The 22,313-nt window shown below is 69.5% G+C and carries 17 protein-coding genes and 2 tRNA genes; 11 read left to right on the top strand and 8 right to left on the bottom strand.

The window, feature by feature from the left end; translation table 11 throughout:
- Positions 1-204: 204 nt before the first annotated feature.
- Positions 205-1,233: a filamentous hemagglutinin N-terminal domain-containing protein gene (locus PV762_RS16210; protein WP_421036036.1), complete on the top strand. Its 1,029-nt coding sequence runs from the start codon at positions 205-207 to the stop codon at positions 1,231-1,233.
- Positions 1,234-1,287: 54 nt separating this feature from the next.
- Here PV762_RS16210 and serB read toward each other — a convergent pair whose 3' ends face one another.
- The 4 genes from serB to mfd form a co-directional block, all read right to left on the bottom strand.
- Positions 1,288-2,010, bottom strand: a complete 723-nt coding sequence (serB, locus tag PV762_RS16205; RefSeq protein WP_421036035.1) for a phosphoserine phosphatase SerB — start codon at positions 2,008-2,010, stop codon at positions 1,288-1,290.
- Between the two features lie 95 nt (positions 2,011-2,105).
- A complete protein-coding gene (locus tag PV762_RS16200; RefSeq protein ID WP_421036034.1) occupies positions 2,106-2,687 on the bottom strand; it encodes a PIN domain-containing protein in 582 nt (193 codons plus the stop codon).
- Positions 2,674-3,027: a hypothetical protein gene (locus PV762_RS16195; RefSeq protein WP_421036033.1), complete on the bottom strand. Its 354-nt coding sequence runs from the start codon at positions 3,025-3,027 to the stop codon at positions 2,674-2,676. The genes PV762_RS16200 and PV762_RS16195 overlap by 14 nt, the downstream gene beginning before the upstream one ends.
- A 174-nt stretch (positions 3,028-3,201) precedes the next feature.
- Positions 3,202-6,669, bottom strand: coding sequence for a transcription-repair coupling factor (gene mfd / locus PV762_RS16190; protein ID WP_421036032.1), 3,468 nt, complete (start codon positions 6,667-6,669; stop codon positions 3,202-3,204).
- Positions 6,670-6,917: 248 nt separating this feature from the next.
- Here mfd and PV762_RS16185 point away from each other — a divergent pair, with 248 nt between their 5' ends.
- Complete coding sequence (locus PV762_RS16185; RefSeq protein WP_421036031.1) at positions 6,918-9,836, top strand: filamentous hemagglutinin N-terminal domain-containing protein; 2,919 nt, start codon at positions 6,918-6,920, stop codon at positions 9,834-9,836.
- A 79-nt stretch (positions 9,837-9,915) separates the two neighbouring features.
- Positions 9,916-11,601 carry a ShlB/FhaC/HecB family hemolysin secretion/activation protein gene (locus PV762_RS16180; RefSeq protein WP_421036030.1) on the top strand — a complete coding sequence of 562 codons (1,686 nt, stop codon included), beginning with the start codon at positions 9,916-9,918 and terminating at the stop codon, positions 11,599-11,601.
- 41 nt (positions 11,602-11,642) lie between these two features.
- On the opposite strand, the gene PV762_RS16175 is transcribed toward PV762_RS16180, so the two are convergent.
- The gene (locus PV762_RS16175) at positions 11,643-12,701 is read right to left on the bottom strand and encodes an RNA methyltransferase (RefSeq protein ID WP_421036029.1); all 1,059 of its coding nucleotides are present in this window, start codon (positions 12,699-12,701) and stop codon (positions 11,643-11,645) included.
- A 58-nt stretch (positions 12,702-12,759) separates the two neighbouring features.
- Here PV762_RS16175 and ispD point away from each other — a divergent pair, with 58 nt between their 5' ends.
- The 3 genes from ispD to ispF are packed head-to-tail and all read left to right on the top strand — an operon-like array spanning position 12,760 to position 14,776.
- Positions 12,760-13,509, top strand: a complete 750-nt coding sequence (gene ispD / locus PV762_RS16170; RefSeq protein WP_421036028.1) for a 2-C-methyl-D-erythritol 4-phosphate cytidylyltransferase — start codon at positions 12,760-12,762, stop codon at positions 13,507-13,509.
- Positions 13,506-14,261 (top strand): type I methionyl aminopeptidase, encoded by a 756-nt coding sequence (gene map, locus PV762_RS16165; RefSeq protein ID WP_421036027.1) that lies wholly within the window; start codon positions 13,506-13,508, stop codon positions 14,259-14,261. Before ispD ends, map begins: the two co-directional genes overlap by 4 nt.
- A 23-nt stretch (positions 14,262-14,284) precedes the next feature.
- Positions 14,285-14,776 carry a 2-C-methyl-D-erythritol 2,4-cyclodiphosphate synthase gene (gene ispF / locus PV762_RS16160; RefSeq protein WP_421036026.1) on the top strand — a complete coding sequence of 164 codons (492 nt, stop codon included), beginning with the start codon at positions 14,285-14,287 and terminating at the stop codon, positions 14,774-14,776.
- A 78-nt stretch (positions 14,777-14,854) separates the two neighbouring features.
- Here ispF and PV762_RS16155 read toward each other — a convergent pair whose 3' ends face one another.
- The gene (locus PV762_RS16155; RefSeq protein ID WP_088405158.1) at positions 14,855-16,180 is read right to left on the bottom strand and encodes an ATP-binding protein; all 1,326 of its coding nucleotides are present in this window, start codon (positions 16,178-16,180) and stop codon (positions 14,855-14,857) included.
- Between the two features lie 4 nt (positions 16,181-16,184).
- Positions 16,185-16,913, bottom strand: a complete 729-nt coding sequence (gene ompR, locus PV762_RS16150) for a two-component system response regulator OmpR (RefSeq protein WP_421036025.1) — start codon at positions 16,911-16,913, stop codon at positions 16,185-16,187.
- Positions 16,914-17,150: 237 nt separating this feature from the next.
- On the opposite strand from ompR, the gene PV762_RS16145 reads away from it, so the two are divergent.
- A complete protein-coding gene (locus tag PV762_RS16145; protein WP_421036024.1) occupies positions 17,151-17,897 on the top strand; it encodes an SIMPL domain-containing protein in 747 nt (248 codons plus the stop codon).
- A 25-nt stretch (positions 17,898-17,922) separates the two neighbouring features.
- On the opposite strand, the gene PV762_RS16140 is transcribed toward PV762_RS16145, so the two are convergent.
- On the bottom strand, positions 17,923-18,693 hold the full coding sequence (locus PV762_RS16140) for a 3-hydroxybutyrate dehydrogenase (RefSeq protein WP_421036023.1): 771 nt from the start codon (positions 18,691-18,693) through the stop codon (positions 17,923-17,925).
- A 48-nt stretch (positions 18,694-18,741) separates the two neighbouring features.
- On the opposite strand from PV762_RS16140, the gene PV762_RS16135 reads away from it, so the two are divergent.
- The 4 genes from PV762_RS16135 to PV762_RS16120 all read left to right on the top strand — a co-directional run bounded on the left by PV762_RS16135 (position 18,742) and on the right by PV762_RS16120 (position 22,313).
- The gene (locus PV762_RS16135; protein ID WP_421036022.1) at positions 18,742-19,608 is read left to right on the top strand and encodes an alpha/beta fold hydrolase; all 867 of its coding nucleotides are present in this window, start codon (positions 18,742-18,744) and stop codon (positions 19,606-19,608) included.
- A gap of 45 nt (positions 19,609-19,653) precedes the next feature.
- Entirely contained in the window at positions 19,654-21,927 is a 2,274-nt protein-coding gene (locus PV762_RS16130) for a RelA/SpoT family protein (protein WP_421036021.1), read from the top strand.
- A 128-nt stretch (positions 21,928-22,055) separates the two neighbouring features.
- Positions 22,056-22,132: transfer RNA gene (locus PV762_RS16125), tRNA-Val, on the top strand.
- A 107-nt stretch (positions 22,133-22,239) separates the two neighbouring features.
- A tRNA-Val gene (locus PV762_RS16120) sits at positions 22,240-22,313 on the top strand.

The raw sequence follows: 22,313 nt of genomic DNA, 5'->3' as shown, positions 1-22,313 counted from the left end.
AGGGAAGGGGCGCCGCTTCAAGAGCGTTCCAGCGAGTTCAAGCGCGCGACGCAAGCTCGCCACGGCCATGCCGCGTCGGCGCACCTGCCCGGCGGTTCCTGGTGCATGGCGGGAACGCACGACCGTCGCCCAGCCAGCGCGGGTCCGGCGATGGCCGGAGTGGGTCATTGGCGCCGAGGACGAGGCTTCACAGAATGGCTCGCCATGAGCGTCGTTGTCCTTCTGACCCAGGCCGGGGTGGTCGCCGGTTCCGTTCTCGCCACGCTGCCTGTGGGCGAACAGTTGCGTCAAGGCGTCGCGGAGGTCTCGCGCAGCGGGAACCGCATGACGATCCTGCAGCGGAGCGCCAGCGCCAAGTACGACTGGACGGCGTTCAGCGTCGGCGCCGGCCACCACGTCGAGATCCAGCAGCCGTCGCCGGAGGCCTTCATCGTCCATCGCGTCGTCGGAGACTCCCTGCCCAGCCGCATCGACGGCACGCTGAACGCCAACGGCCGTGTCTACCTGCTGAATCCGAACGGGATCCTGATCGGCAGGACGGCGCGGATCGACGCGGCCGGACTGGTGGCGGCCGCGATGATGACGGACGAGATGACATCACCTGCTCCACCGGTGAACCTGGCCCGTGATCAGTACGGGCGGGTCACCAACGAGGGCGTGATCCGGATTCGTCAGGGCGGCGTGCTGACCCTGGCGGGGGCTGGCGAGGTGGCGCAGGGGGGCGTGGTCTGGGCCCGCCGGGGGACCGTCGGGATCGGCCAGGGCACGCACGCCACCTTGGACGAGCAAGGGAGATTGGAGTCCGTGAACGACTACGGCTTGGTCAAGATCCAGGACGCGGTTCGCGCGTCGGGTGTGACCGAGGTGCCCGGCGGACGGGTCGAGATCAAGACCGGCGCATCCACTCCGGTCGTCCTGGGTCCGCTGTGGACCGCCGCGCTGTCGATCGATCGGCCGCTGTCGCTGAGATTCAGCATTGAGGACAAGCGCTACGACGGGACGAATGCCGCCAGGGCCGAATCGGAAAGCGCGACCGGCATCGACCTGAGCGGCAGCAACGTGAAGCTGCTCACACGGTATCGGTTCGACACCCCGGCAGCGGGGCGCGGCAAGCCGGTGACCGCGGAGGCGGAACTGACGGGATTCAGAAGGAAGGGTGGCGGCAGGGCGTCATTGAGAATAGAGACGCCCGCCGGCCGGCCGGGTCGGGGCACGATCTTGTCACCCGAGTGATCCGACGCGCGCCCTCGCTGTTGGAGGCCGTGGTCGGGGTGCACCTGCGGCATGTCAGCGCAGGATGTCGAGGAGTCGGTCCAGGCCGCCGTCGTTGATCGCGACCATCGCCTGCTCACGCACCTTGGGTTTGGCGTGATACGCGACGGAGAGCCCGGCGGCGCCCATCATCGGCAGGTCGTTGGCGCCGTCGCCGACGGCGATGCATTGCGCCGGCGTCGCGCCGATGCGCCCGGCGCAGTCCAGCATCATGCGGCGCTTCTCCTCGCCGTCGCAGATGTCGCCCCAGTCCTGCATCACGAGGCCGCCGGTCAGGCGGCCGTCGACGATCTCCAACGCGTTGCTGCGAACGAAGTCCATGCCGAGTTCGGCGGCGACGAAGCGCGTGAAGTAGGTGAAGCCGCCGGAGACCAGCACCAGTTTCAGGCCCGCGGCCTTGAGCGCCGCGCAGAGCTCGCGCGCGCCGGGATTGAAGGTGAGCCGATCCCGCAGCACCTGCGCCAGCGCGTCCTCGCCGACGCCCTGGAGCAGCGCGAGGCGGCGGCGCAGGCTGTCCTTGAAGTCGGTGATCTCGCCGCGCATGGCGGCCTCGGTGATCGCGGCGACCTCGGCCTTGCGGCCCGCGGCGGCGGCGATCTCGTCGATGCACTCGATGGCGATCAGCGTCGAGTCCATGTCGAACGCGGCGAGCTTGAAGTCGCGCAGCGCCAGCGGCGGCGTGAAGCCTTGCAGGACGAGCGGGGAGAGCGGAGCCGGGGAGGTCGACGAGGAGGTCATGCGGGCGCGGTCTTGAATGGGACAGCCCCGCCGAAGATCACTTGGAGCAGTCGGCGGGGACGGGCGGGAGCTTAGCGCACTGGCCGGGACGTGCATCATTGCGCCAGCGAACGCACGTACGAGGCCGGATCGGGATGCGCCATCCAGACAGCCGGCGAGCGGTGGTCCTGTGCCGGCCAGAAGCGGCGACCCGCCGCGTAGCCGGCCATCGGCTCGGCCACACCGGGATGGCGACGCGCCCGCGTTCGCTCCGGCAGCAGCCAGTTCTCCAACTTCAGCCGTTCCACGCGTGACATCGACCGATCATTGCTCACGAGCGTGGCGCCGAGCGCAATCGCATGCGCGACGATGAAGGTGTCGAGCTCTGACAAGGGCAGCCCTGCGCGCAGCAGTGCGGCCCGCTCGATCGCGTAGATCTCGGCGATCTCGAGGTCCCGATCGATGTATTCGACACGCATGCGCCGCTTGAGTTCAAGGAATCGAGCCTCCTTGCGGATCGACATGCTCTTGCGGAAACCCGCGCGGGCCTCCGCGTCGACGACCACGCTGATGGCGAGGTCGCCGTCGAGCTGCTGCAAGCGTTGTTCGCAGAGTTCACGACGCAAGGTCCCCTCGGGCTCGACCAGGGCGCTCACGATGTTGGAGTCGAACATGAACAGCGGCTTAGTCGGCTGCATGGCGGGCCTCCCAATCCTGGAATCGCGCGCGCCGGATCTGTTCGGCGGCCATGTTGTCGCCCCAGTCGTCCACGCCCAGCACCCGGAAGCGGACGGGCTTGCCGTAGTTCTCCGGGAGATAGGGGCAATCGTTGCAATCGCCTTGCGCATGGCAGGCCACGCGCCGATGACGCCGCATCTCGATCAGGGTGAGCGAGAAGTCGTCGAGGTCCGGCTCGACCTCGTCCTGCGGCAGGTGCGGGCAGGCCAGGCAACGGGGCATGTTCTCCAGGCCGCGGTGTCGGGCCTCCCGCTCCGCCACCATCATCTCGTAGAACCCGTCGTCTTCGTCCTCGCTCATTTCCCTGACTTTTGCGGGCAGGGGCGCATTCCTCAAGTCGACGATCACATGGGGCATCGAATCACTCCAGAAACTTCGATGCGATGAAGTCTAGGAAGATGTTGCCTCTCGCGCACTGGCCTGAATTCGTGGACTGCGTGACGCCTTCCAGCAGTTCAAGTCAGTGGTGGCCGCTCACTGCTGCGTCACCGGCGCGCCGAGCAGCCGCAGCACCTCGCGCACGGCCTGCGCGCGGTCCTTCGGATCGGTGAGCGCCTTGTCGATGCGCAGCTTCTCGTTGCCGACCAGCTTGATGTTGCGGTTCTTCTGCACCAGCTCGATCACCCGCATCGGATCGATCGGCGGGTTGGGCCGGAAGTTGATGTTGATGACGCTGGGCGCGGCGTCGATCTTCATCACGCCGTAGGGCTTGGCCAGCACGCGCAGGCGGTGCGTGTCGAACAGCGTCTGGCCTTGCGCGGGCAGCTTGCCGAAGCGGTCGGTGACCTCCTCGAGCATCGCGTCGATCTGCTCGGCGCGGTCCGCCGTCGCCAGCCGCTTGTACAGCGACAGCCGCTGGTGCACGTCGCCGCAGTAGGCGTCCGGCAGCAGCGCGGGGGCATGCAGGTTGATCTCGGTGGTCGCGGCCAGCGGGCTGAGCAGATCGGGCTCGCGACCCGCCTTCAGCGAACGCACGGCCTCGGACAACATCTCGTTGTAGAGCTGGAAACCGATCTCCATCATGTTGCCGCTCTGGTGCTCGCCGAGCATCTCGCCGGCGCCGCGGATCTCCAGGTCGTGCATCGCGAGGTAGAAGCCCGAGCCGAGTTCCTCCATCGCCTGGATCGCTTCCAGCCGCTGCGCGGCCTGCTTGGTCAGGCCCTCGACGTCCGGGACCATCAGGTAGGCATAGGCCTGGTGGTGGGAGCGACCCACCCGCCCGCGCAGCTGGTGCAACTGCGCCAGGCCGAACTTGTCGGCGCGGCTGATGACGATGGTGTTGGCGCTGGGCACGTCGATGCCGGTCTCGATGATGGTCGAGCACAGCAGCACGTTGTGCTTGCCGCCGACGAACTCGCGCATCACGCGCTCCAGCTCGCGCTCGGGCATCTGGCCGTGGGCGACGACGATGCGCGCCTCGGGCAGCAGTTCCTCGAGCTTCATGCGGCGGTTCTCGATCGTCTCGACCTCGTTGTGCAGGAAGTAGACCTGGCCGCCGCGCTTGAGCTCGCGCAGCACCGCCTCGCGGATGGTGCCGCTGCTCTCGCTGCGCACGAAGGTCTTGATGGCCAGGCGGCGTTGCGGCGCGGTGGCGATGACGCTCAGGTCGCGCAGGCCCTCCAGCGCCATGCCCAGCGTGCGCGGGATCGGCGTGGCGGTCAGGGTCAGCACGTCGACCTCGGCGCGCATCGCCTTCATGGCCTCCTTGTGGCGCACGCCGAAACGGTGTTCCTCGTCGATGATGAGCAGGCCCAGGCGCATGAACTTGACATCGGCCGACAGCAGCTTGTGCGTGCCGATCACGATGTCGATCGAGCCGTCGGCCAGGCCTTCCATCGCCGCCTTGATCTCCTTGGCGGAGCGGAAGCGGCTCATCTCGGCGACCTTGACCGGCCACTTGCCGAAGCGGTCGGCGATGTTCTGGTAGTGCTGCTCGGCCAGCAGCGTGGTCGGCGCCAGCAGCGCGACCTGCTTGCCGCCCATCACCGCGACGAAGGCGGCGCGCAGCGCCACCTCGGTCTTGCCGAAGCCGACGTCGCCGCAGACCAGCCGGTCCATCGGCTTGGGGCTGATCATGTCCTGGATCACGGCGTGGATCGCGGCGCGCTGGTCGGGCGTCTCCTCGAAACCGAAGCTCGCGGCGAAGGCCTCGTAGTCGTGCGGCGAGTAGCGGAATGCATGGCCCTCGCGCGCGGCGCGGCGGGCGTAGAGGTTGAGCAGTTCGGCGGCGGTGTCGCGGACCTGCTCGGCCGCCTTGCGCCGGGCCTTGTCCCACTGGCCGGAGCCGAGCTTGTGCAGCGGCGCTTCCTCCGCGCTGACGCCGGTGTAGCGGCTGATCAGGTGAAGTTGCGCGACCGGCACGTAGAGCGTGGCCTTGTCGGCGTACTCCAGATGCAGGAACTCGCTCGGACCGTCGCCCAGGTCGATGTTGACCAGCCCCAGGTAGCGGCCGATGCCGTGGCTGGTGTGCACGACCGGATCGCCGACCTTCAACTCGGACAGGTCCTTGATCAGCGCATTGACGTCGCTGACCTGCTCCTGCTTGCGGCGGCGCCGGGTGGTGGGCGTGGTCGCGAAGAGTTCGGTCTCGGTGAACAGCTGGATCTGGCGACCTTCCTCCGGCTCGTTCCAGAAGAAGCCCGCGGCCAGCGGCGCGGCGGTGATCGCGAAGCGCTCGTGCTTGTTCGCCTCGAACTCGGCGAGGTCCTTCACCGACGGCGGATCGATCCGGTTGTCGCGCAGCAGTTCGAGCAGGCTCTCGCGACGGCCTTCGCTCTCGGCCAGCAGCAGCACGCGGAACGTCGTCTCCTTCAGGTGCGCGGCCAGCCGCGCGAGCGGCTCCTGCGCGCCGCGGTCGACGCTGACGTCGGGCAGCGGACGCGCGTAGTCGACGGCGTCGCGACCGCGCACGGCCAGCACCGCGTGTCGGTGCGTCGCGGTGAAGAACTCCTCGGGCCGCAGGAAGATCTCCTCGGGCGCCAGGATCGGCCGGTCGGGGTCGTGCTGCAGGAAGCGGTGGCGCTCGCGGGTGTCGGTCCAGTAGCGCTGCAGCGCCTCGTCGACGTCGCCGTGCAGCACCAGGCCCGCCTCGGCGCTCACGTAGTCGAACACGGTGGCGACCTCGTCGAAGAACAGCGGCAGGTAGTACTCGATGCCGCCGGTGGCCAGACCCGTGTCGATGTCCTTGTAGATGCGCGACCTGGTCGGATCGCCGTCCATCTTCTCGCGCCAGCGGGCGCGGAAGGCCTTGCGCGACGCCTCGTCCATCGGGAACTCGCGACCGGGCAGCAGGCGTACCTCCGGCACCGGGTACAGCGAGCGCTGCGAATCGGGATCGAAGACGCGGATCGAATCCACCTCGTCGCCGAACAGGTCGACGCGGTAGGGCACCAGCGAGCCCATCGGGAAGAGGTCGATCAGGCCGCCGCGCACGGCGTACTCGCCGGGCGAGACGACCTGGCTGACGTGCTGGTAACCGCCCAGCGTGAGCTGGCGCTTCAGGCCCGCCTCGTCCAGGCGCTGCTTCTGGCGGAAGTTGAAGGTCGTTGCGGCGAGGAAGGACGGCGGCGCCAGTCGTGTCAGCGCGGTGGTCGCCGGCAGCAGCACGACGTCGAGATCGCGCTCCGCCACCGGTTTGCCGTTGGCCTGCAACAGGCGCCACAGCGTGGCCAGGCGTTCGGAGATCAGGTCCTGGTGTGGGCTGAAGTTGTCATACGGCAGCGTCTCCCAGTCGGGGAACACGGCCACGCGCAACTCGGGCGCGAAGAACTTGAGCTCGTCCTCCAGGCGCTGCGTGTCGCCGGGCTCGGCGGTGACGACCAGCGTCAGGCGGCCGGCCGCCTGCTGCTGCCGCGCGAAGCGGGCGAGCAGCAGCGCGTCGGCGGAGCCGGCGGGACGGGGCAGGGTGAAGCGTTTGCCGGGAGAGATCGTGGACAGCTGCATGGCGCACAAATGAGGACAGCCCCGGGAGGGGCTTGCCGGGAATTGTAGGGAGGACGCGCGGACAGCGCGTGGCAGGAGCGATCCGGGCCTGGGAGCAGTCGGCGTACCCGGCGCGGAGTTCCTGATGCATTCCGGGATGGTTGCGGCGCGATGAGGCGGGCGCGTCGGCGCGCATGGTGAGCCTGAACGATTGGTGAAGCGCTCGCGGCTTCGAAGAATGTCGGTTTTCATTCGGGCTCACCTCTCTCATGCGCAGACCCTTCATCGACAGCATGCAGCGGACCGGACGGCCGCCGCGGCACAGATCCACCCGACCCGTCGTGCGTCGGTATGTGCTGGCGGCAGCGGCGGGGCTGGCCGGCATGGCCGCCCTGCCGCCGGCGGGAGCCCAGGTGCCGGCGCCCGCGGCCCTGCCGCAGGGACATGCCTTCCGGGCCGGCGACGTGCGGGTCGACACGCCCGACCCCGGCCGCATGGTGATCACGCAGACGACGGAACGGGCGGCGATCGCCTGGCAGGGGTTCGACATCGGGGCCTCGGCGTCCGTGACCTTCGTGCAGCCCGGTGGGACGTCCGTCGTGGTGAACCGGGTGATCGGCGCCGAGCGGAGCCAGATCCTGGGGAAGCTGTCCGCCAACGGGCAGGTCTTCCTCCTCAATGAAAACGGCGTGATCTTCGGCCCGGACTCGCTGGTGGTCGCCGGCGCGCTGGGCGTCAGCACACGAAGGCAGGCGGGCGACGGTTGGACGGGGTTGGACGTCCAGGCACTCCGGGAGCCGGGCGGCGGCGCGGCCATCGATCTCCAGGGTCATGTCCGGTTGCATCGGGGCGGGATCGCGCTGCTGCAAGGAGGCACCGTCCATCTGCGCGGTCTTCAGGCGCCAGGCGGGCGTCTGTGGGTGCGCGGTGGCGATGTCAGCGTCGGCATGTCGGGTGACGAGGTCAGGCTGGGGGCGCCGGTCGCCATCGAGGCCACGTCGACCGCGACGGACCCCAGGTTCGCGGGGGTGATGGGCGTGGTCGACATCGACGCCGCGGGGAAGCTTGAGGTGGCCGCGCCCTTGATCGTCGGCGGCGAGGTGGGCCGGGGCGGACAGGTGCGTCTGGTCGGCCAGACGGTGAATGTCGGCAACGTCCATGCGGCGAGTACCGCGAACGATGGGGGGACGATCGAGATCGTCGGTCGTGACGGCGTGACGCTCTCAGGGGGGCTCGATGCGCGAGGTGCGCGCGACGGTGGCCGGATCACGGTGCGGGCGGCGGGCGGGATCGTCGGCGACGGGGGCCATGTCTCGGTCCAAGGAGGGCGACGCGGCGGAGAGTTCACCGTGGACGCTTCGTCGATCACGTGGCGTCATGGGGGCGTCGATGCGACAGGGCGTCTGCAGGGTGGCAGCGTTCGCTTGCACGCGACGGGCGCCCTTCCTGCGGCGGCCCTGCAACTGGCGGGGCGTCAGGAATTCAATGCCAACGCGATCCAGGCGGGCCACGGCGGAAGCGTGAGCCTGAGCTCGGAAACGGGCATGGTGGCGCAGAAGGGCGTGCGGCTGTCCGTCGAGGGCGCAGGCGAGACCGGCCGGTCCGGCACCATCGAGGTGCTGGCTCGTTCGGGAGATCGACCGAGACCGACCGTCGTGTTCGGTTCGACGCCGGGCGGGGCGCTGCATCTCGGCGCCCGCGCCTGGGAGATCGGGGACGGCGATCCGCCGCCGAGCGGCGACCCGCCTGCGAACCTGGATCCGAGCGTGGGCCGCCTGGCGGCCCGCGAGCTGTCCGTGTGGCTGGATCGGGGGCGCGCGGTGCAGTTGACCGCGGCCGATGAGCTCGTGGTGAAGCGTCCTGTCGTCACCACGAACGACGCTTCGGGAATGCTCTCGCTGACGGGCGGGCGCGTCTCGCTGGCGGCCGACATCCAGCGGGTCGCCGGCGATGTGGTGCTTCGGACGGATCGGAGGTCGACGCACGCGCAGCCGTCGTCGATCCGGATGCAGCCGGGGACGGCGATCCGCACACCGGCGTCCACGGTGTCGTTCCTTCTGCCCGGCGACCCGCCGACCAAGGCGGCCGGACCCGCCGCGCCGGTCCTGACCCTGGACGTCGTGCAAGCGGACCACCTCGTCGTCGACGCGTCGGGCGCCGGGCTCGATCTGGTGGGGGCCGACAAGCGCTACGACGGCGGCACGCAGGTCGCGGTCGAGCGCGTCGCACTGTCCGGCGTCGAGTTCCTTCCGACCAGCAACCTGAGGCCGGGAGTGGAGGCCGCGTTCGTCGACAAGCAGGCCGGCCCGGCGAAGACGGTGCATTTCCGCGCCTGGCTGACGGGTTACGACGGCGAGGAGCGGGCCGGTTTGCGACCGCCCGGGCGGGAATCACGCCAAGGCGGCGGCATTCCCGACGCGGGGAGCGAATCCATCTGGGAGACGGTTGCCGCGATCCACCCGGTGCCGCTGTCCGTCGCCGGTGTGGTGCAGCCGAAAACGGCGGACGGCACCCTCGATGCGCAGGTGACGCTCTCGCTGGGCGCCGACCCGTTGCCCGGCGACGCGGTGACGGTCGTGCACGGCGCGGCCGAATTCGATGACGCCGGGCCGGGCGAGGGCAGGACGGTCACGGTCCGGGATGTCCGCTTGAGCGGGCGGGACGGCGGCAACTATGTCGTGCCGTCGACCTTGACGCTGAACGGGCTGCGCATCGACCCGGCGCCGGAGGGGACGGTTCGACCGGGCGTCGTCGAGCAACCGGACCCGGAGAGGACGCCCGACCCGAACGGTCAGCCCGACCCGAACGGTCAGCCTGACACGAACGGTCAGCCTGACACGAACGGGAAGCACGGGCTCATCGAGATGCCCGGGTCCATCGAGACGTCCACGTCCATCGAGACGTCCACGTCCATCGGGAAGCCCGGATCCGGCCCGAAGCCGGTGTTCGTCGTCGATCCCGGGGGGGCCGGGACGTCCGGCGGTTCGACGCGAGCCGTCGGGGTGTCCATCGGCGGCTGCGGCGCGGTGTCGGGCTGCGTGCATGCGCTGGGGCAGTTCCGTCCGCCCGGACGTCCCTGCGAGGAGCGTCCGCTGGCGGATCTGCTCAAGCCGCCGGCCTCACCGCTGAAGGTCGATCAGGGCGTGTGTCGTCTCAAGGAGACGTCTTCGGAAGAAGGCAAGCCCTGACCCTTCCCGGAAACGGGCGTCCCGCGCAAGCCGCGATGCCGCTCATCACTCATCACCCTTCTCCGCCCTCGCTGCATTCATGAACTTGCTGCCTCTCCCTGGAGCCTCTCCATGTCATCGACCCGGGCGCGCGCCTTTTCCGGCGCCCTGTCCGGGGACGCCCCGGCGGCCTGGCATCGTCCGCGGGCTGGCAGGACTGGCGTTCTGCGCCGCCGGCCTCTGGAGCCTCCCGGTCGACGCCGCCGAAACATCGTGTCCCGAGTCCTCGCGGACGGGCTCGACCTCGTCGTGCACCGGATCGGCGGGATGGCGACTGCACATCGAGGGGCTCAGCGTGCTGGATGCCGAGGACGTGCGGCGGTACTGGCAATCCTGGCTCGATTTCCGCTCGGACGAGTCGTCGATCCAGGCGGTGGCGGACGCCTTGCAGCGCCAGGTGCGGGCGGCCGGGCGGCCGTTCGCGCGGGTGCATGTGCCGGCGCCGGATCGCGAGGGCCGGGTGGTCCGGCTGGTGGTGGTCGAAGGCCGGTATGGCGAGGTGACGCTGCGCGGCGGCGCGGCGCGCGGGGCGGCGCCCTGGCTGGGGGCGCTGATACCGGGGCGTCCGATCGGCGATGAGCTCGAACGGCAGGTCGACGCCGTGTCGCGTCTGCCCGGCGTGTCGATCACGGCGGGCCTCGGTCCGGGCGACGAGGTGGGCGAGGGGGACGTCGAGCTGGTCGTGGACCAGACCCGCCGCTGGGGCCTGGACCTGCGGGTCGACAACCACGGCAACCGGTATTCGGGCCGCGAGCGCGGCAGTGTGGCCGCGCATGTGAACGGCCTGCTCGTTTTCGGGGATCGCCTGACCGCCAGCGGCGGGGGCAACAGCGGCAAGGGGTGGGACGGCGCGGCCGCCTACCAGGTGCCGCTGGGCCACGGCGGCGCACGGGTCGCGCTCACCGCGAGCCGGAACCACTATCGACTGGGCGGGGAATTCAAGCCGCTCGAGGCGCAGGGCCGGGTGGACGCCATGGGTGTGATGACCACGGTGCCGCTGACGACGCGTGGAACGGGGCGCCTGACCTGGCAGTTCGGCGTGGAGGGGCGGGACATGCGCAACGCGCAGAAGGCGGTGGCGATCGAGGATCGTCGGCGGGCCTTCGCGGTGACGACGGGTCTGCAGGGGGTGAGCTACCCGTCGCCGGGCACGGCGGGCTGGGGCGGGATGTGGATGGAGATGGGCGAGGTGCGGCTCCGGGACGCCACCGCGGCGGCCATGGACGCGGCGTCGGCCCGGGTGGCGGGCCAGTATCTGGTGCTGTCCGCGGACGCGGCGCTGCTCCGGCAGTGGACCCGTTGGGGACTGCTGCTGCGCGGGAGCGGGCAGTTCTCGGACAGGAACCTGGATCCGTCGCGCAAGTTCTCGCTGGGCGGCGCGCGCAGCGTGCGGGCCTGGCCGCTGGGCGAGGCCTCCGGCGATCACGGCGTGCTGGCGCAGGCGGAGCTGCGCTACCGCTGGAAGGCGCTGGAGCCGTTCGGTTTCGTCGATGCGGGGCGCGTGACGTTCAGCCACACGCCGTGGGACACGAGCGCCCGCGCGAAAGCCTTGCCGCAGGGCCGGATGCTGGCGGGCGCGGGCGTCGGTCTGCGCTGGCAGCACGGACCGTGGAGCGCGGAAGGCACGGCGGGATGGCGCATCGGGACGTCGCTGCAGCGGACCTCGGTATCGGATCCGAAGGCCCGGGCGCCGCAGTTGTGGGTGAACGTGGGGTATGCGCTGTGAGACCGGTGACCGCGCCCCGACCGCAGCGCTGACGTCGGTGCTCAGCCCGCCGGCGTGATGGCGATCGTCCGGCGCGCTTCGCGCATCGACAGCGGATGCGTCTCCAAGCTCCGCGCCCGCAATTGCCCGCAGCCGCCGTCCACATCCTGCCCGGCCGAGTCGCGCAGCTTCGTCAGCACGCCGCGCCCCTGCAGCCGGCGGGCGATGTCGCGCGCCTTGTCCCACGCCGGCCGTTCATACGGCAGCTCGGGCACGCTGTTGTAGGGGATCATGTTGAGCACGCCGTAGCGGCCCTTCAGCAGCTCGACGATGCCGTCGAGCTCATCCTCGCCGTCGTTGACGCCTTCGATCAGCGTCCACTGATACTGGATCGGATAGCCGGTCTCGCGGGCGTAGCGCTCTCCGGCCTCGACGAGTTCTCGGGGTGTCAGCCGTGGCGCGCGCGGCAGCAACTCGCGGCGGAGGTCCGGTTTCGTGGTGTGCAGCGACAGCGCCAGCGCCGGCTTCACCGGCCCTGCCGCCAGCCGTTCAAACGCGCGCAGGTCGCCGACCGTCGAGAACACCAGGTGCTTGTGGCCGATGTTGCCCTCGAGGCCCAGCAGTTCGATCGCTTCCATCACCGCCTCCAGGTTGTGTGAGGGCTCGCCCATGCCCATGAACACGACCTTCTTCACCACCCGCTCGCGCCGCGCCAGCGCGACCTGCGCGACGATCTCGGCGCTGGTGACCTGCCGCAGCAGCCCGTCCTTGCCAGTCATGCAGAAGCGGCAACCCACCGCGCAGCCGACCTGGCTCGACACGCACAGGCCGTCGCGCGGCAGCAGCACGCTCTCGACGGTCTGGCCGTCCCGCAGACCCACCAGCAGCCGCGCCGAACCGTCCTCGCCCGGATGCCGCTCGATCAGCGTGGCCAGGCCGTGCAGCTCGTCCATCAGCGCCGGCAGCGCCTCGCGCACCGCCTGCGGCAGGTAGTGCTCCAGCTGGCGCCGGCCTTGCGTCAGCGGCCGGGCCTGCACCCAGTGGCGCAGCACGCGCCCCGCATGCGCCTCGTTGGCGCCGAGCGCGGTCAGGCGGCGGTGGATGTCGGCGATGGCGAACACGGCAGGCGGAACAGGGGAGGCTGAAGGCCGGAGTTTCGCCGATCCCTACAATCGCTCCATGAGTTCCTTTCCCATCGGCCTGACCCCGCGCTGCTTCGCGCTGGTGCCGGCCGCGGGCGTCGGCAGCCGTTCCGGCGCCGACCGCCCCAAGCAGTACGTCCCGCTCGCCGGCCGCGCCATGATCGCGCACACCCTGGCGGCGCTCGGTGCCGTCCCGCGCATCGAGGCCACGCTGGTCGTGCTGTCGCCCGACGACGACCAGTTCGAATCCGCCGTGCCCGGCTTCGAAGGCGAACGCGGCTGGATCGCGCGCACCGGCGGCGCGACGCGCGCCGACACCGTCGCCGCCGGCCTGCAGGACCTGCGCGAGCGCGGCGCGCAGCCGCATGACTGGGTGCTGGTGCACGACGCCGCCCGTTGCCTGCTGCGCGCCGAATGGGTCGAGGCCCTGATCGCGGCCTGCGACGACGACGAGGTCGGCGGCCTGCTCGCGCTGCCCGTGGCCGACACGCTCAAGGACGCGGCGCTCGCGAGCCCCGGCACCGACCCCGGCGCGTCGACGTCCCTGCGCGTCGCCGCCACCGTCGACCGCCGTGGCAAGTGGGCCGCGCAGACGCCGCAGATGTTCCGCCTGGGCCTGCTGATGCCGGCGCTGGCCGGCCCGCTGGACGGCATCACCGACGAGGCCAGCGCGATCGAGGCCCTCGGCCACGCGCCCCGGCTGGTGGAAGCCTCCATGGAAAATTTCAAGGTCACCTATCCCGCCGACTTCGCGTTGGCCGAACGCCTGCTGAGGAGCCGCGCATGACTGTCGAATCCGATGACGATATCCAGGGCCTGAAGGCCGCCGGCGAGGCCGTCGCCACCGTGCTGCGCCGCATGCTGGACGCGATCCGTCCCGGCATGACCACGCTGGAGCTCGACCAGATGGGGGAGCGCTGGCTGACCGAATTCGGCGCGAAGTCCGCGCCGCGCGTGATGTACAACTTCCCCGGCGCCACCTGCATCTCGATCAACGAGCAGGCCGCGCACGGCATCCCCGGCGACCGCGTGATCCAGAAGGGCGACGTCGTCAACGTCGACGTCTCGGCCGAGTTGAACGGCTATTTCGGCGACACCGGCGGCACGCGCATCGTCCCGCCGACGACGCCGACCAAGACGCAGCTGGTCTTCGCCGCGCAGTACGCGCTGGAACAGGCGATGAAGGAGGTGAAGCCCGGCGCGAAGCTCAACCGCATCGGTCACGCGATCGAACGCGTGGCCAAGGCGCACAAGTTCAAGATCATCGAGAACCTCTGCAGCCACGGCGTCGGCCGCTCGCTGCACGAGGAGCCCAAGAGCATCCCCGGCTACTACGACGCCAACGACACGCGTGTGCTCACCGAAGGCATGGTGATCACCATCGAACCCTTCCTGTCGACCCGCAGCCGCTGGGTCGACGAGGAAGCCGACGGGTGGACCCTCTCCGGCGTCAAGGGCAACCTTTCCGCGCAGTTCGAGCACACGATGATCGTCACCCGCAACGGGCCGCTCGTCGTCACGAACGCGCTGCCGAATTGATTCGAGTTCAAGGCAATCCTGCAATGGTTCTGAATTTCCGCATCGGCGAGGGCTGGGACACCCACCAGCTCGTCACCGGCCGGCCGCTGATCCTGGGCGGCATCACCATCCCGCACACGCACGGCCTGCTGGGCCATTCGGACGCCGACGCGCTCGCGCATGCGATCACCGACGCGCTGCTCGGCGCCGCCGCGCTGGGCGACATCGGCAAGCTGTTTCCCGACACCGCGGCCGAGTTCAAGGGCGCGGATTCGATGGTGCTGCTCGAAGAGGCCTACCGTCGCGTGAAGGACCTGGGGTGGGTGATCGGCAACCTCGACAGCACGATCGTCGCGCAGCAACCCAGGATGGCGCCGCACATCCCGCTGATGCGTCAGCGTCTGGCCGAAGTGCTCGGGGTCGATGCCGGCCAGATCAACGTGAAGGCGAAGACGGCGGAGAAGATGGGGCCGGTCGGAGAACTCAAGGCGATCGAGGCGCGCGCGGTGTGTCTGCTGGTCCGCGCCTCCGACTGACCCGCGCCGGGAGGACGCCCTCTCCCGCTGGCGGGGGAGGACAGGGGTGAGGGCCAGCGGCGGTGGCGATGCCGAGCGTCAAACGCTCGCGCGCTTGAGTCGCAGCTGCGCGACGAAGCCGCTGTCGTCGGCATTGGCGAGCCGCAACTGCGCACCCAGCCGCTGCACCGACTTCTCGACGATCGCCAGGCCCAGGCCCGCGCCGGTCGCCGCCGTGCGCGCGGTGTCGCCGCGGTAGAACGGCGTCGTCAACTTGGCGAGCTTGTCCGGCGGCACGCCCGGTCCGTGGTCGCGCACCGTCAGCAGCACCCAGGCGCTGTCGGCCTCGGCGGTGACTTCCACGCGGGTGGGCTCGTCGCCGTGATGGCCGTAGCGGCGCGCGTTCTCGAACAGGTTCAGCAGGATGCGGCCCAGCTCGGTCGGGTCCGTCCAGATGCGCAGCGCCGCGGACAGGCGCACGCTGATCTGGATCTGCTGCGGATCGCGGAAGCCCTGCGCCTCGCGTTCCACCAGCTCGCGCAGGTTGAGCGCCTGCAGCTGCAGTTCGCTCGGCCGTGCGTAGTCCATGAACTTGTTGATGATCGCGTCGAGCTGGTCGATGTCCTGCGCGATGTAGGTCCGCGCCTGCTCGTCGTTGACGCTCATCTCCGCTTCCAGCCGCAGCCGCGCCAGCGGCGTGCGCAGGTCGTGCGAGATGCCCGCCAGCATCACGCTGCGGTCCTCTTCCATCTTGGCCAGCTCGCGCGCCATCCGGTTGAAGCCCATGTTGACCTCGCGGATCTCGCTGGTCAGCGTGCTCTCGTCCAGGCGCGAGTCGTACTCGCCCTCGCGGATGCGGCTCGCGGCGATGGACAGCTCGCGCAGCGGCTGGTTGATCAGCCGCGCGATGGCCGCCGCGCCCAGCAGCGACGCGCCCAGCGCGATCGCGATCCACCACCAGTTGCTGGACATGTTGGCCTGCAGCGGCGCCGCGTTGGTCTGCAGCCAGAACTGGTCCGGACCGACGTCGAATCTCACCCACAAACCCGGCACGCCGTTCAGGCCGCTGGCCAGCACGGTCTGCGGGCCCAGCCTCGACACCAGCTCCTTGCGCAGACGCTGCGCGAAGGGCGAGTTCTCGTAGGGCAGCCAGCGGTCGGTCGCTTCGGCGACCTCCACCGACACGGCTTCGCTGCGCGCCAGCGACTTGACGACCGCGACGCGGTTGATCGCGTCCGTGCTGGTCAGCGCCACGCGCGACAGGTTCACCAGGCCGGCCAGTTGCTGCGCCGCCTCGAGGGCCTTGGGCTCGGCCTCCAGGGCCTTGAAGGTCTGCTGCCACGCCAGCACGCCGGCGGCCAGCAGCAGCGCCAGCAGCGCGAACGTGCGCCAGAACAGGTTCAGCGCCAGACGCGGGGGTGCCACGGGATCAGGCCGCCTCGTCCGGAACGAACACGTAGCCCACGCCCCACACCGTCTGGATGAAGCGCGGTTGCGCCGGATCCTCTTCCAGCAGCTTGCGCAGGCGCGAGACCTGCACGTCCAGGCTGCGGTCGAAAGGCTCGAACTCGCGGCCACGGGCCAGCATCGCGAGCTTGTCGCGCGACAGCGGCTGGCGCGGGTGGCGCACCAGGGCCTTGAGCATCGAGAACTCGCCGGTGGTCAGCGGCACCGGTTCGCCGTTCTTGGCCAGGCGGCGCAGCGCCAGGTCGAACTCGAACGGACCGAACTGGACCGTCATCGGTTCCTTGGACGGCGCGCCCGGCGCTTCCGGCGGCGGGCGGCGGCGCAGCACCGCGTTGATGCGGGCCAGCAGTTCGCGCGGGTTGAAAGGCTTGGCCAGGTAGTCGTCGGCGCCGACTTCGAGACCGACGATGCGATCCACTTCCTCGACCTTGGCCGTCAGCATGATGATCGGCGTGTTGTCTCCCGCGGCGCGCAGACGGCGGCAGATCGACAGGCCGTCCTCGCCGGGCAGCATCAGGTCCAGGACGATGAGGTCCACGGTCTCGCGCGTCAGCTGCTTGTTGAGCGCCTTGCTGTCCTCGGCGAGCAGGACTTCAAAGCCTTCCTGCGCCAGATAACGGCGCAGGAGGTCCCGGATACGGGCGTCGTCGTCCACGACCAGGACACGGTTGGGGCGGGTTGTGGATTGCATAGCGGCCACTCCGGAATTTGTAACAGCGGGACTGTAAGGGCAGTTTTTCGACCTGCTTGCGGGATGAATCAGTCCTTACCGAATGGTTACATCTTTTGTAACAGGGCTGTCTATGTCCCTCCTTGAGGCCGATGAATGACACAAAAAGGCGGATGGACGGTGCCCGTCGTCGGTCAACCGTGACGCTTTCCTCACACGTTATGCTGGTTCCCACCTGGACTCTCCGTAGGAACCCGAATGATCCGAAGCTCCAAGATGATCGCCCGCACCCTGATCGCCGCCGGCGCGGTCGCGGTCCTGCCCGGGATGGCGCAGGCCCAGGCCGCCCAGGCCGCGCGTACCGACCTGCTGTCGCTGAGCGCCTCCGCCACGACCGAAGTGACCCGCGACCTGCTGCAGCTGCGCTTCTCCACCACCCGCGAGGGCAAGGACGCCGCCGCGGTGCAGAACGAACTGAAGCAGGCGCTCGACGCCGCGCTGACTGAGGCGCGCAAGATCGCCAGGCCGGGGCAGGTCGAGCTGCAGGCCGGCAACCTGTCGGTCTATCCCCGCTACGGCCAACCCAAGGGCAGCTCGAGCGCCGCGCCGCAGATCACCGGCTGGACGGGCAGCGTCGAGCTGCTGGTGCAGGGGCGCGACATCGAGGCGATTTCCAAGTTGAGCGGCCGCATCAGCTCGCTGGCCATCGCCAACGTCAGCTATGGGTTGTCGCGCGAGGCGCGCGAGAAGGCTGAGGGCGAGGTCGTCTCGCAGGCGATCGCCAGCTACAAGAGCAAGGCGGCGATCTACGCAAAGGAGTTCGGTTATTCGAACTACCGCATCGGCGAGGTCAGCGTGAACGCGGACCAGCCGATGGCCATGATGGCGGCGCCGATGGCCCGCATGAAGACCATGGCGTCGTCCGCCGACGAGGCCCTGCCGGTCGAGTCGGGCAAGGCGACCGTCACGGTGAACGTCAACGGCAGCGTGCTGTTGACGAAGTGATGCTCCCTTGAGCATCCAGTGAAGGTCACTGCGCGGTCCAGCCGCCGTCCATGGCCCAGGCCTGGCCGCGCACGTTGACGGCGGCGTCCGAGCACAGGAACACGGTCAGCGCGCCGAGTTCCTCGGGCGTCGTGAACTGCAGCGAAGGCTGCTTCTCGGCCAGCAGCTGACGCTTGGCCTCGGCGGGATCGAGCTTCTCCCGGGCCGAGCGGTCGTCGATCTGCTTCTGCACCAGCGGGGTCAGCACCCAGCCGGGGCAGATCGCATTGACGGTGACGGGGAGGAGGGCGGTCTCCAGCGCCGCCGACTTGGTCAGGCCGACCAGGCCGTGCTTGGCCGCGACATAGGCCGACTTGCCCGCCGACGCCACCAGCCCGTGCGTGGACGCGATGTTCACGACGCGGCCCCAGTTCTTCTTCTTCATGCCCGGCAGCGCCAGCCGCATCGTGTGGAAGGCGGAACTGAGGTTGATCGCGATGATCGCATCCCACTTTTCCGGGGGGAAGTCGTCGACATTCGCCACGTGCTGGATGCCGGCGTTGTTCACCAGGATGTCGCAGCCGCCGAATGCCTGGTCGATGTAGGCCATCATGGCCTCGATCTCGGCGGGTTTGCTCATGTCGGCGCCGTGGTAGCCGACCTGGACCCCGAGCGCCTCGACCGCCGCCTTCGGCCCGGCGTGGTCGCCGAAGCCGTTCAACACGATGTTCGCGCCTTCCTTGGCGAGGGTCAGGGCGATTCCCAATCCGATGCCGCTCGTGGAGCCGGTGACCAGCGCCGTCTTGCCTTTCAACATGCCGCGTCCTCTTCAGGGTTGTTAGGATGGGGACAAAGGATACGAGCGATGTCTGAACCCTTGTTGAAAAAAGTCCAGGCGCTGAGCCCTTGCGGCCTTCACCGGGTCGCGTATTGGGAGTGGGGGCAGTCCGACAACCCTCGGGTGCTGGTGTGCGTGCACGGGCTGTCTCGGCAGGGGCGCGACTTCGACGTCATCGCGCAGCGCCTGAGCGACCGCTACCGTGTCATCTGCCCGGACGTCGTCGGACGCGGGGAGTCGGAATGGCTGGGCGATCCTCGCAACTATCAGCTGCCTCAATACGTCTCCGACATGGTCACCTTGCTGGCGCGCCTGGGCGTGGGGCAGGTGGACTGGCTGGGCACCTCGATGGGCGGCCTGATCGGCCTGGCGCTGGCGGCGATGCCGGCCAGCCCGATCAAGCGCCTGATCCTCAACGACGTGGGACCGACGATCGAGTTCGTCGCGTTGCAGCGCATCGCGAGCTACCTCGGCCGCGCGCCGCAGTTCGAGAACTGCCAGCAGGGCGCCGACTATCTGCGCGGCATCTCGCAGAGCTTCGGACCGCACAGCGACGATCAATGGCTGGCGCTGTCGCGGGCCATGTTCAAACCGGACGGCGACCGCTGCCGGCTGCATTACGACCCCCGCATCGGCCAGGGCCTGGCCGGCCTGACGCCGGAGCTGGCCAAGGCCGGCGAGGCGCAGCTCTGGGCCGCGTACGACGCGGTGCGCTGCCCGACGCTGCTGCTGCGCGGCGGCGAATCGGACCTGCTGACGCGCACCACCGCCGACCTGATGACGCAGCGCGGCCCGCGCGCCGAGCTGCACGAGTTCCCCGGGGTCGGCCATGCGCCGACGCTGGTGCATGAAGAACAGATCCGCGTGGTGGAGCAATTCCTGGCGCGCGGATGAGGTCCCGGCGGCCCTCGCGGCCCCGACGACACGGATGAACGACGAATGAAGACGGAATTGGGGCTGCGGCAGGACCAGGCGGCGCCCATCGTGGCCCTGCTCGACGGGGACCTGCCTCACCGGCTGCCGACGGCGCAGCCGCGCGCCGAAGAGACGATGGATCCGGTGCGACGCGCCCGCGCGTTTGCGGAACCGCTGCTGGCCGATCACCTGCTGGGCACCGGCGAGCCGGCGCTGGCGCACGCGGACGGCGTGGCGGCGATCCTGGCCGGCGTCGGCGCGGCGCCGTCGATGCAGGCGGCCTCCTACCTGGTGTACGCCGGCGACTACCTGAACAAGCCGGAAGAGATCGTCGCCAAGGCCTTCGGCGAGAGCGACGCGAGCCTGGTCGCGCACACGCGCCGGCTGGTGCAGATCCAGCGCGCCGCGCGCGAGGCGCGCGTCGAGGCACAGCGCCGGCAGGAGCAGACCGAGCTCGTGCGCAAGATGCTGCTGGCGTTCTCGCGCGACCTGCGCGTGGTGCTGCTGCGGCTGGCCTCGCGCCTGCAGTCGCTGCGCTGGTTCGCGGCGAGCAAGACGCCGTGCCCGCGTGAGCTGGCGGCGGAATCGCTGCAGGTCTTCGCGCCGCTGGCCAACCGGCTCGGCATCTGGCAGATCAAGTGGGAGATCGAGGACCTCGCCTTCCGCTTCACCGAGCCGGAGCAATACCACCAGCTCGCCAAGGGCCTGCACGAGAAGCGCGTCGAACGCGAGCAGTCGGTGGAGTCGGTGCGGGCCGCGCTGGAGCGCGAGTTGCAGGGCCACGGCATCGAGGCGCAGGTGCAGGGGCGGCCCAAGCACCTTTACAGCATCTGGAAGAAGATGCGCGGCAAAGGCCTGACGCTGGAGCGCGTCTTCGACCTGCGCGCGCTGCGCGTCGTCGTGCCGGAGGTGGCGGACTGCTACGCGGTGCTGGCGCAGCTGCACGAGCATTACCTGCCGGTGGACGGCGAGTTCGACGACTACATCGCCCGTCCCAAGCCCAACGGCTACCAGTCGCTGCACACGGTGGTGATCGCCGCGGACGGCCGTCCGATGGAAGTGCAGATCCGCACCCGCGCGATGCACGAGCACGCGGAGCACGGCGTCGCCGCGCACTGGGCCTACAAGGAGGCGGGCACCAAGGGCTATGCGGGTGTGAGCGCGGCGGGCGAGTTCGAGGAACAGGTCGCGCAGGCGCGCAAGGCGGTGCTGCGGCAACTGCTGGCGTGGGAGCGGGATTACGTCGCCGAGACCGATTCGAATTTCGACGACCGCATCTACGTGTTCACGCCGCAGGCCAACGTGGTCGAGCTGTGCGCGGGCGCCACGGCGGTGGACTTCGCCTACGCGGTGCACACCGACCTGGGCCACCGCTGCCGCGGCGCGAAGGTCGACGGCCAGATGGTGCCGCTGAACACACCGCTGCAGAGCGGCCAGACGGTGGAGATCGTCGCGCTGAAGGAGGGCGGTCCGTCGATGGACTGGCTCAATCCGGAGCTCGGTTATCTGCAGAGCCAGCGCAGCCGGGCCAAGGTCCGCGCCTACTTCAACGCGCAGGTGCAGACGCACACGATCTCGAAGGGGCGCGAGCTCGTCGAGAAGCTGCTGCAGCGCGAGGGCAAGACGGCGATCAAGCTCGACGACCTGGCGGGGCGGCTGGGCTTCAAGAGCGCCGATGCGCTGTTCGAGGTCGTCGGCAAGGACGAGTACTCGCTGCGCAACATCGAGACCTTGCTGCGTCCGCCGGTGCCGGAAGCCGACGAGGAAGAACTGCTCGTCCAGCGGCATACCAAGGGCACGGTCGGGGAAGGGCGCACGCCCAAGGGCGGCGTGCTGGTGGTGGGCGTGGACTCGCTGCTGACGAGCCTGGCGCGCTGCTGCCGGCCGGCGCCGCCGGATGTCATCACCGGCTACGTGACGCGCGGCAAGGGCGTGGCGATCCATCGCTGCGATTGCGCCAACCTGCGCCAGATGGCGCAGTCGGCGCCGGAGCGCGTGATCGCCGTCGCGTGGGGCGAGCCCGCGCCGGACCGCGCGGGCAAGGGCGCGATGTACCCGGTGGACCTGGTCGTCGAGGCCACGGACCGGCCCGGCCTGTTGCGCGACGTGCTGGAGCTGTTCGCGAAGGACAAGCTCAACGTGATCTCGGTGAACCAGCAGAGCGGCAAGGGCAAGCCGCTGCGCAACGACCTGTCGCGGATGAATTTCACCGTCGAGGTGAGCGACGCGCAGCGTCTGCAGCAGACGCTGGTGGCGCTCTCCCAGGTCTCGGGCGTGCGCAGTGCGCGCCGTCGCTGACCTCGTTGCGCGGAGGTCTCAGGGTCTGCCGCTGGCGGCCCTGCCGAGAACGTCGGGCCATCGCGGTGTTTTTTGCTTCGACTTTCTGGACGACCTCAAGAATCCGGCATATACTGCGAGGCTTCTCCAGGCGCGTAGCTCAGTTGGTTAGAGCACCACCTTGACATGGTGGGGGTCGTTGGTTCGAATCCAATCGCGCCTACCAGAATTGGTAGGCAAGTCCTCCGGGACACCTCGATGGATCGCCCGCTTCACACGGCGGGCGATTTGTTTTTCTGACCAGTGGATTGACCGCCACTGGCCGAGTTTTCCAGGCGCGTAGCTCAGTTGGTTAGAGCACCACCTTGACATGGTGGGGGTCGTTGGTTCGAATCCAATCGCGCCTA

This window comes from Mitsuaria sp. CC2, from assembly GCF_048957715.1.
Lineage (GTDB): Bacteria > Pseudomonadota > Gammaproteobacteria > Burkholderiales > Burkholderiaceae_C > Roseateles.
Note: the sequence above shows the minus strand (reverse complement) of the source record. Positions and strands in the feature narration are given on the sequence as shown.

Coding starts and splice junctions, on each gene's coding strand:
- PV762_RS16210 (WP_421036036.1), top strand. CDS start 205: ATGAGCGTCGTTGTCCTTCTGACCCAGGCCGGGGTGGTCGCCGGTTCC.
- PV762_RS16145 (WP_421036024.1), top strand. CDS start 17,151: ATGATCCGAAGCTCCAAGATGATCGCCCGCACCCTGATCGCCGCCGGC.
- map (WP_421036027.1), top strand. CDS start 13,506: ATGACTGTCGAATCCGATGACGATATCCAGGGCCTGAAGGCCGCCGGC.
- PV762_RS16185 (WP_421036031.1), top strand. CDS start 6,918: ATGCGCAGACCCTTCATCGACAGCATGCAGCGGACCGGACGGCCGCCG.
- ispD (WP_421036028.1), top strand. CDS start 12,760: ATGAGTTCCTTTCCCATCGGCCTGACCCCGCGCTGCTTCGCGCTGGTG.
- ispF (WP_421036026.1), top strand. CDS start 14,285: ATGGTTCTGAATTTCCGCATCGGCGAGGGCTGGGACACCCACCAGCTC.
- PV762_RS16140 (WP_421036023.1), bottom strand. CDS start 18,693: ATGTTGAAAGGCAAGACGGCGCTGGTCACCGGCTCCACGAGCGGCATC.
- PV762_RS16180 (WP_421036030.1), top strand. CDS start 9,916: ATGAACTTGCTGCCTCTCCCTGGAGCCTCTCCATGTCATCGACCCGGG.
- ompR (WP_421036025.1), bottom strand. CDS start 16,913: ATGCAATCCACAACCCGCCCCAACCGTGTCCTGGTCGTGGACGACGAC.
- serB (WP_421036035.1), bottom strand. CDS start 2,010: ATGACCTCCTCGTCGACCTCCCCGGCTCCGCTCTCCCCGCTCGTCCTG.
- PV762_RS16200 (WP_421036034.1), bottom strand. CDS start 2,687: ATGCAGCCGACTAAGCCGCTGTTCATGTTCGACTCCAACATCGTGAGC.
- mfd (WP_421036032.1), bottom strand. CDS start 6,669: ATGCAGCTGTCCACGATCTCTCCCGGCAAACGCTTCACCCTGCCCCGT.
- PV762_RS16135 (WP_421036022.1), top strand. CDS start 18,742: ATGTCTGAACCCTTGTTGAAAAAAGTCCAGGCGCTGAGCCCTTGCGGC.
- PV762_RS16130 (WP_421036021.1), top strand. CDS start 19,654: ATGAAGACGGAATTGGGGCTGCGGCAGGACCAGGCGGCGCCCATCGTG.
- PV762_RS16195 (WP_421036033.1), bottom strand. CDS start 3,027: ATGAGCGAGGACGAAGACGACGGGTTCTACGAGATGATGGTGGCGGAG.